The following is an 8,668-nucleotide window of genomic DNA, read 5'->3' on the forward strand; positions in this document are numbered from 1 at the left end:
CCTCCGCCAGGCCCGTCTTCAGCGTTCCAGGCGCTCGATCTTCAGGGCGTCGTCCTTGTGGCGGGCCCGGAGGGGCTTCTTGTCGAACTTGCCGACGGTGGTCTTCGGGATCTCCTCCAGGAACGTCCAGTACTCGGGGACCTGCCAGCGCGCCACCTTGCCGGCGAGGAAGGACGCCAGCTCCGCCGCGGTGGCGGCGGTGTCCGGGCGCAGGACGACGCAGGCGAGCGGGCGCTCGTCCCAGCGCGCGTCCGGGATGCCGATGACGGCGGCCTCCGCCACGGCCGGGTGGGCCATCAGGTGGTTCTCCAGCTCGACCGACGAGATCCACTCGCCGCCCGACTTGATGACGTCCTTCGCCCGGTCGGTGATCTGGAAGAAGCCGCGGTCGTCGATGGTGCCGATGTCGCCGGTGCGCAGCCACCCGCCGTCGAACTTCTCCGGCGCCGGGTCGCGGTGGTAGGCGCCGGTGATCCACGGGCCGCGGACCTCGATCTCGCCGACCGCCTCGCCGTCCCACGGCAGCTCGGCGCCGGCGTCGTCCACGATCCGCATCTCCACGCCGGCGGTGACGCGGCCGGATTTCAGCCGCCACTCCAGGTCCTCGCCGGTGCCGGGCTCGACGCCGGGCGGCGGGAACGCCATGCCGCCGAGCGGGCTGGTCTCGGTCATGCCCCAGCCCTGGATGATGCGCAGGCCGTACCGCCGCTCGAACCGCTCCAGCAGGACGCGGGGCGCGGCGGCGCCGCCCGAGGTCCCCGCGCGCAGGGACGACAGGTCGATCTCCCGCTGCTCCCCGAGGGTGAGGATGCCGTTCCAGATGGTCGGGACGGCGGACGCGAGCGTGCTGCGCTCCTGCGCGATGAACGCCGTGAGGTGCTCCGGCTGCATGAACGGGCCGGGCATGTGCAGCGTCGCCCCGGACAGGAACGCCCCGTACGGCAGGCCCCACGCGTTCACGTGGAACATCGGCACGATGGTCAGGACGCGGTCGGCCTCGGTGATGCCGATGAGCGACGCCGACTGGACGGCCATGGCGTGCAGGAACGTCGAGCGGTGCGAGTACACGACGCCCTTGGGGTCGCCCGTGGTGCCGCTGGTGTAGCACATGGACGCCGCGGAGCGCTCGTCCACCTCGGGCCAGGCGTAGCCGGGCTCCTCGGCGGCGAGGATCTCGTGGTAGCGGAGGACGCGGGCGCCGCCGCCCTCCAGCGGCGCGGCGTCGCCCTCGCCGACGACCACGAACGCCGCGACGGCCGGCAGCTCCCGCACGACCCGCGCCAGCAGCGGGACGAGGCTGTCGTCGACGATGACGATCCGGTCGTCGGCGTGGTTGACGACGTGCGAGAGCTGCTCGGGGAACAGCCGGATGTTGAGCGTGTGCAGCACCGCGCCCATGGCGGGCACCGCAAAGTACGCCTCCAGGTGCTCCTGGTTGTTCCAGCAGAACGTGGCCACCCGGTCGCCCTCGCGCACGCCGAGCCCGGCGAGGGCGGAGGCGAGGCGTTCGGCGTTGCGGGCGATCTGCGCGAACGTCGCCCGGCGCGGCGCGCCGCCTCCCGTCCAGGTCACGCACTCGCTGCGGCCGTAGACCCGCGCTCCATGCCGCAGGATCGCGGCGACCGACAGCGGGAAGTCCTGCATCGTACTGGGGATCATGGCAATTCTCCGAGAAGACCCGCGGCGAGAACAGGCGGTCGGAATGCCGAAAGATGGCACATACCGACCGGTCGGTTCAGCCTATTTAGGCCTCCGGCCCGCCGTCAATGCCGGACCCGGCCGTCAGTCGACGAGCACCGAAAGCACCTCAGCGACGCACACGGGCTTGTCGCCGCCCTCGCGCTCGATCGTCACGCGGACGGTGGCGCGGGCGCCGGCGGGGCCGCGCTCCAGTGACAGCAGCTCGGCTCCCGCCCGCACCCGCGAGCCGACCGGCACCGGCGCGGGGAACCGCACCTTGTTCGCGCCGTAGTTCACGCCCATCCGCAGGCCTTCCACACGGTAGATCTGCGAGATGAACATGGGGATGAGCGACAGTGTGAGGTAGCCGTGGGCGATCGTGGTGCCGAACGGCCCCTGCGCCGCCCGCTCCGTGTCGATGTGGATCCACTGGTGATCGCCGGTGGCGTCCGCGAACAGGTTCACCTGCTCCTGAGTGATCGTGCGCCACTCGCTGTACCCGAGATGGGTCCCGACGGCCTTCTCGTAGTCGTCCACTCCGGCGAACGTCCTCATCCGGTGCCCTCCGTCCCATGGCGCCCGGCCCGCCGCCGGGCGCGACTGTGCGGCAACGCGTCGATGACAACATACCGACCAGTTGGTATGCAACGCCGCGGGCTCAGGGGGCCGGCGGGCTGGGCGGTCCGGCGGCGTCCGCCCCGGCGCCGCGGAACCGTCCAGCCCGCCGGCGGGTCACCGGCGCGTGCGGCTGACGCGCGGGCTCCCCTCCTGCACGCCCGCCGACACCACCGCGATCCGGCTCTCACCCTGCACAGCGCCTACGGGCCGTGAGGTGTCACACACGGCCAGAGAAACATGGTCTACCTGGGAGGACGTGTCATCCGTCCGTCCGGGGTACCAGCGCCCACCCGGTCCCGTCGAGGGCGGCGAGCCCGGACCGCAGCAGCGGTTCGACGGCGTCGCCCACGGTCTCGAACCCCTCCCCCACGGTCTGGCCGTGGATGTAGCGGTAGTGGATCCCCTCGGAGATGACGGCGAGCTTGAAGCACGCCAGCCCCACATAGAAGCCGATCCGCGACACGTCGCGCCCGCTGCGGGCGGCGTAGCGGGCCAGCACGTCCTCCGCCGTGGGGAAGCCGGGTGCGCCGGACACGTCGGCCGTGCCCGGCACCGGGGCCTTGCGGCCCATGTAGACGAGCAGGAGCGCCAGGTCGGTCAGGGGGTCGCCGAGCGTCGCCATCTCCCAGTCGAGGACGGCGGCGATCCGGTCGGCGGAGTCGACGAGCAGGTTGTCGAGCCGGTAGTCGCCGTGCACGATCGCGGGCGTGCTCTCGGCGGGGACGCCCGCCTCCAGGCGCGCATGCAGCTCGGCCGCGGCCGGGAGGTCGCGGCTGCGGGAGGCGTCCAGCTGCTTCCTCCAGCGGCGCACCTGGCGGGCGAGGAACCCCTCCGGCCGCCCGAAGTCCGCGAGGCCGGCCTCCGCCGGATCGACGCGGTGCAGCTCGACCAGCGTGTCGACCATCCGCTCGGCGATCCGGGCCACGCGCTCCATGCCGAGCGGGCGCAGCCCGGACGCGCTCCGGTACGGAACGCCCTCGACCATCTCCATGACGTAGAACGGCGCGCCGATGACGGCGGGGTCGTCGCAGAGCGCGTACGTCTCCGGGACGGGGACCGCGGTGCCTGCCAGCGCCGTCATGACCCGGTACTCGCGCGCCATGTCGTGGGCGGTCGCGAGCACGTGGCCGAGCGGCGGCCGCCGGACGATCCATGAGCTCCGCCCGTCGGTGACCTCGTAGGTGAGGTTCGACCGCCCGCCCTCGATGACCCGCGCGCGCAGCGTCCCGGCGACGGCGCCGGGACGGGCCGCCTCGAAGAAGTCGCGGAACCGGTCCAGCGCGAGCCCGGGGACGCCCGCGTCATCGAATACCCGCACTGTGTCTCCTCACCATATCCGCACAGAGATAAGACCATACCGACTGGTCGGTTTCAACGCGGACGGCGAGCTTCCTCTTGACCGCCCGGGAAGCGCGCCTCACTCGGTCCCGCGGCGGGGACCGGGCGAGGCCGGGCGGCCGGGCCGCGCGCGAAGGGACGTGACCGAGACCACGATACTTAGCCAAGCAAACCTATAGCCGATTCATGCAGGCGGCTGATACGGCTTGTCCATGACCACACCAGCCGCCGGCGCGGGAGCGGGCGCGCAGAGCCCCTTCCGCCAGCCGAAGGCCGTGTGGGCCGTAGCGTTCGCCTGCGTCATTTCCTTCATGGGCATCGGGCTCGTCGACCCGATCCTGCCCGCCATCTCCGAGGACCTGCACGCCTCCCCCAGCCAGGTCACGCTGCTGTTCACCAGCTATCTGGTGGTGATGGCGGTCGCGATGCTGGTGACCGGCTTCGTGTCCAGCCGCATCGGCGCCAAACGCACGCTCGTCGCGGGCCTGATCCTGATCGTGGTGTTCAGCGCGCTGGCGGGGACGTCCGGCAGCATCTCCGGGATCATCGGCTTCCGCGCGGGCTGGGGCCTCGGAAACGCGCTGTTCGTCGCGACGTCGCTCGCGGTCATCGTGGCGTCGGCGAGCGGCGGGTTCGGCGGCGCGATCATCGCCTACGAGGCCGCGCTCGGGCTCGGCATCGCCGTCGGGCCGCTGCTCGGCGGCCTGCTCGGCGACATCAGCTGGCGCGGCCCCTTCTACGGCGTCGCGGTGCTGATGACGATCGCGCTGATCGCGACCCTCACGCTCGTCCGGCCGCAGCCCGCACCGGCGCGCAGGACCTCGCTCGCGGATCCCCTCAAGGCGCTCCGGCACCGCGGCCTGCTGATCATGAGCCTGACCGCGCTCTGCTACAACTGGGGCTTCTTCACCGTCCTCGGGTACGCCCCGTTCCCGATGCACCTGAGCGCCCTGCGGCTCGGCCTGGTGTTCACCGGCTGGGGCCTGCTCGTCGCGGTGTTCTCGGTGTTCGGCGCGCCCTGGCTGCAGCGGCGGTTCGGGCTCGCCCGCACCCTCTACGGCAACCTGGCGCTGTTCGCGGTGGACGTGCTGGTGATCGCGGTCTTCGTGGACTCGCGGGCCACGCTCATCGCCGCGGTGATCGTCGCCGGGGTCTTCATCGGGGTGAACAACACGCTGACGACGCAGGCGGTCATGATGGTCGCGCCGGTGGAGCGCCCGGTGGCGTCGGCCGCGTACGGGTTCGTCCGGTTCATCGGCGGCGGGCTCGCCCCGTACGCGGCGGGGCGCCTCGCCGAGCACACGAACCTGCACGTCCCCTTCGCCGTCGGCGCGGGCGCGATCGTCCTCGGCATCGCGATCCTCACCGCGGGCCACCGCGACCTCGCCGGCGCGGAGCGCAGGCAGGCGGCGCTGGACGCCGGTGCCGCCCGCGGCGACCGCGACGCCGGGATCACCGAGGCGGCGGAGACGGGCTCCGGGTCGGGCTCCTAGCCCGACCCCGGCTACACCCCGTACGCCAAAACACGTCGATCTTTTCTGCGCGCCGGTGCGTATCCACAGGGATGTGACCCGCGTTACAACTACGGCCATGAAGACCGCCGCGCGGGCGGCGATGGTCGTGGCCCTCCTCGCGACGCTCATCGCCCACCCCCTGCCCGCCGGGGCGTCCGACGACGCTCCAGGGACCACCGAGCACACGATCGCCATGGGCGGCTGGGAGCGCCCCTACCTCCTGCACGTCCCGCCCGGACGCAGGCCCGGCAAGGCACTGCCGCTCATCGTGGCCATGCACGGCGGCCTGAACGACGCCGAGTACGTCCGCAGGCAGAGCGGCCTGGACGAGGTCGCCGACCGCGAAGGCTATGCCGTGGCCTACCCCAACGGGTTCCTCGGCACCTGGAACGCGGGGGCCTGCTGCTCGTTCGCCCGCTGGGCGGGCATCGACGACATGGGCTTCCTCGACGAGCTGATCGCCACGCTGGTGCGGCAGGGCGTCGCCGACCCGCGCCGGGTGTTCATGACCGGCTTCTCCAACGGCGGCGGCATGGCCTACCGATACGCGTGCGAGCGGTCCGGGCGGATCGCCGGGATCGCCGTGGTGTCGGGCGCGCTCGCCATCGGCTGCACGCCGGACCACCCGGTGTCGGTACTGGCCTTCCACGGGACGTGGGATCCGTCCGTCCCCTACTCGGGAGGCGGGAACATGGACGCCGACGTCAAATTCCCCTTCATCGCCGTCCGGGTCGTCATGGAGTTCTGGCGGTGGGTGGACAAGCTGCCCGCGCTGTCGTGGCCGCTGCCGGGCGGGCAGGACGACTGCGTCGGGACGGGCCCGGGACCGGTCGTCGTCGCGCTGTGCACGAAGGAGCGCGGCGGGCACGAATGGCCCGACTACGCGAGCGGCCTGCTGGCTCGGTTCTTCAGCGAAAGACCGTCCCTCCCGGAGGCGTGACCGTGCGGGGCGGGCACGAGGCCCGCCCCGGGTTCAGGCCGACAGGCTGCGCGGGCGGATGTCCTTCCAGTTGGCCGTGACGTAGCCGATGCAGTCGGACCGCGACTCCGGCCCGAAGACCGTCGTCCAGCCGGCGGGCACGTCGGCGAAGGCCGGCCACAGCGAGTGCTGGCCCTCGGCGTTGACGAGGACGCGGAACTCCCCGTCGGGGTCGTCGAACGGGTTGGTCATCGTGCCTCTCTCTTCCTAGACGACCGGGGTGACGCGGGCGGACCGCCGGGCCATGGACCGGACGATCTCGCCGGTGCGGACGGCGGTCATGGACAGCAGCGACGAGGCGATCCCGTGGCTGTGCTCGGTGGCGCCCTGCAGGTAGACGCCCCATTCGCGGCCGGGCTCGGTGGCGATGCGGTAGTCGCGCTCCACCACCGGGCGGCCGTCCGGGCCGGTGCGGCAGTGCGCGCCCGCCTCGCCGAGCAGGTCGAACGGGTCGCGCTCGCGGTAGCCGGTGGCGTAGACGACGGCGTCGGCGTCCAGGTCGGCGACCTCGCCGGTGGGCAGGAACGCGACCCGCACGCGCGCGCCGTCCGGGCCGCTGTCGCGGACCTCCACGACACGGGACACGTTGAGGATGCGCAGCCGTTCGGCGCCCGCGACCTTCTCGGCGTAGGCGCGCCGGTACAGCTCGTCGATCAGGTCGAGATCCACCACGGAGTAGTTGGTGTTGCGCGAGTACTCGAACAGCATCCGCTTCACGTCCTCGGGCGCCGCGAAGTAGTGGTCCACGGCCTCCGGGTCGAAGATGCGGTTGGCGAACGAGCTGTCGTCGGCCGGGGAGTACCCGTACCGGGCGAACACGGCGCACACCTCGGCGCCGGTGTAGGTCCGGTGCAGGTACTCGACGGCCTCGGCGGCGCTCTGCCCGGCGCCGACCACGACGAGGCGGCGCGGGTCCCAGTCCCCGCGCTCCTCCAGCCGGGTGAGGAGGTCCTCGGTGTGCCAGATCCGTTCGCCCGGCCGGACGCCCTCGGGCAGGACGGGTTCGAGCCCCGCGCCGATGACGACGTTGCGGGCGAGGTGCTTCTCCAGCTCGTCGTCCCGGCGGACGACGACCTCCAGCGTCTCATCGTCGTGGGGGCGCAGCGCCACGACCTCCGTCCCGTAGCGGACGCTCCCGGCGAACGCGGCGGCCGCCCATTCGAGGTAGTCGTGGAACTCCAGCCGGGTCGGGAACATCGTCTTGTGGTTGACGAAGTCGACCAGCCGGCCCCGCGCGTGCAGGTAGGCGAGGAACGAGTACGGGCTGGCGGGGTTGCGCAGCGACACCAGGTCCTTGAGGAAGTGGACCTGCATGGTCGCGCCGTCGATCAGCATGCCCTGGTGCCAGCCGAACCGCGGCTGCTTCTCGAAGAAGACCGCGTCCACGCCGCCGCCGTGCTCCTCGTCGAGCGCGACGGCGAGCGCGAGGTTGGACGGTCCGAAACCGATGCCGACCACGTCGTGGACGGGTGTCTGCATGCGCTCCTCCGGCATCAGGCGGGCTCGGCCGCGCCGGCGGCCTTGGCGATCTTCGGGACGACCTGGTCGGTGACGTAGGGGACGGCGAGGACGGTGGGGGTGCGCAGCGGCCAGAAGGACTTCAGGTCGAGGGCCACGTAGGAGCCGCGCTTCACCACGCCGAGGCTCGCGAAGAGCTTGTTGCCCTCGACCTTCTTCTGCGTGGCCGGGTCGTCGTTGTAGTGGCTGATCAGGACGTCCACGTCCAGGGCGGAGACCTTCTCCATGCTGAGCTCGGCGGCGAACCCCTCACCGGGCAGCTTCGCGATCGGCTCGGGAAGCTTCATCCCGAACTGCTGGAGCAGCTTCACGCTGGTGTCCTCGGGGGACTTCATCACGCCGATGTTCCCGTTCGGGAAGATGCTGGTGAAGGCGAACTCCTTGCCGTTCAGCTCCGGATGCCGCGTCTTCACCGCCGCGATCTTCGCGTCGGCCGCGCTCACGAGCTTCTTGCCGTCGTCTTCCCGGCCGACGGCCTTCGCGGCCTGCATCGTGATGTCCTGCCAACTGTCCTCGGCGGGGCCGGTCTGGTACGCGACGGTCGGCGCGAGCTTGGAGAGCTTGTCGTACTCCTTGTCGATGTAGAAGTCGCCGCCGGCGAGGATGAGGTCGGGCCGCAGCGCGGCGATCTCCTCCAGGTTGAACCCGGCCTCGCCGGCCTTGAGCAGCTTGGGCTTGGCGCCCGCCAGCCTGGGCGCCGTCCACGGGGCGAGCCCGTCGGGCTGGACGCCGGTGAGCTCGGCCATGCCGACGGGCGTGATGCCGAGCGCCAGCAGCGCGTCCTGGTCGACCTCGCCGAGCGCGACGATCCGCTCCGGCGCGGACTCGATCTTCGCGGTGCCGAGCTTGTGGGCGATGGTGACCGGGAACGCCCCGGCGCTCGCGCCGCCGGAACCGCCGGAGCCGCCGGCGGGTGCGTCGTCGCCGCACGCGGCGGTCATCCCGAGGCTCAGTATGAGCGCGGCGGTGACGGCCAGGCGCCGCATCGTTCTGCGCATAGAGGACCGGTGTCCTTCCGGAT

8 protein-coding genes are annotated in these 8,668 nt (G+C 71.9%); 2 read left to right on the plus strand and 6 right to left on the minus strand.

Annotated elements, in window-relative coordinates; all coding sequences use genetic code 11:
- Nucleotides 1-18: 18 nt before the first annotated feature.
- The 3 genes from ABGB11_RS09975 to ABGB11_RS09985 all read right to left on the minus strand — a co-directional run bounded on the left by ABGB11_RS09975 (nt 19) and on the right by ABGB11_RS09985 (nt 3,616).
- A complete protein-coding gene (locus tag ABGB11_RS09975; protein ID WP_347631124.1) occupies nt 19-1,659 on the minus strand; it encodes a long-chain fatty acid--CoA ligase in 1,641 nt (546 codons plus the stop codon).
- A 123-nt stretch (nt 1,660-1,782) separates the two neighbouring features.
- Nucleotides 1,783-2,235 carry a MaoC family dehydratase gene (locus tag ABGB11_RS09980; RefSeq protein ID WP_347631125.1) on the minus strand — a complete coding sequence of 151 codons (453 nt, stop codon included), beginning with the start codon at nt 2,233-2,235 and terminating at the stop codon, nt 1,783-1,785.
- Nucleotides 2,236-2,557: 322 nt separating this feature from the next.
- Nucleotides 2,558-3,616 (minus strand): phosphotransferase family protein, encoded by a 1,059-nt coding sequence (locus ABGB11_RS09985; RefSeq protein ID WP_347631127.1) that lies wholly within the window; start codon nt 3,614-3,616, stop codon nt 2,558-2,560.
- Nucleotides 3,617-3,848: 232 nt separating this feature from the next.
- On the opposite strand from ABGB11_RS09985, the gene ABGB11_RS09990 reads away from it, so the two are divergent.
- Nucleotides 3,849-5,129, plus strand: a complete 1,281-nt coding sequence (locus ABGB11_RS09990; RefSeq protein WP_347631129.1) for an MFS transporter — start codon at nt 3,849-3,851, stop codon at nt 5,127-5,129.
- Nucleotides 5,130-5,226: 97 nt separating this feature from the next.
- Complete coding sequence (locus ABGB11_RS09995; RefSeq protein WP_347631130.1) at nt 5,227-6,090, plus strand: PHB depolymerase family esterase; 864 nt, start codon at nt 5,227-5,229, stop codon at nt 6,088-6,090.
- Between the two features lie 33 nt (nt 6,091-6,123).
- Here ABGB11_RS09995 and ABGB11_RS10000 read toward each other — a convergent pair whose 3' ends face one another.
- Genes ABGB11_RS10000 through ABGB11_RS10010 form a run of 3 tightly spaced genes read right to left on the minus strand, consistent with a single transcriptional unit; the run spans nt 6,124 to nt 8,645 of the window.
- Nucleotides 6,124-6,321 (minus strand): MbtH family protein, encoded by a 198-nt coding sequence (locus tag ABGB11_RS10000; protein WP_021593678.1) that lies wholly within the window; start codon nt 6,319-6,321, stop codon nt 6,124-6,126.
- Nucleotides 6,322-6,336: 15 nt separating this feature from the next.
- Nucleotides 6,337-7,608 (minus strand): lysine N(6)-hydroxylase/L-ornithine N(5)-oxygenase family protein, encoded by a 1,272-nt coding sequence (locus ABGB11_RS10005; RefSeq protein ID WP_347631132.1) that lies wholly within the window; start codon nt 7,606-7,608, stop codon nt 6,337-6,339.
- Between the two features lie 14 nt (nt 7,609-7,622).
- Nucleotides 7,623-8,645, minus strand: a complete 1,023-nt coding sequence (locus ABGB11_RS10010; RefSeq protein WP_347631134.1) for an iron-siderophore ABC transporter substrate-binding protein — start codon at nt 8,643-8,645, stop codon at nt 7,623-7,625.
- Nucleotides 8,646-8,668: the final 23 nt, after the last annotated feature.

Source organism: Actinomadura sp. B10D3, assembly GCF_039871695.1.
Taxonomy (GTDB): Bacteria; Actinomycetota; Actinomycetes; order Streptosporangiales; family Streptosporangiaceae; genus Spirillospora; species Spirillospora madurae.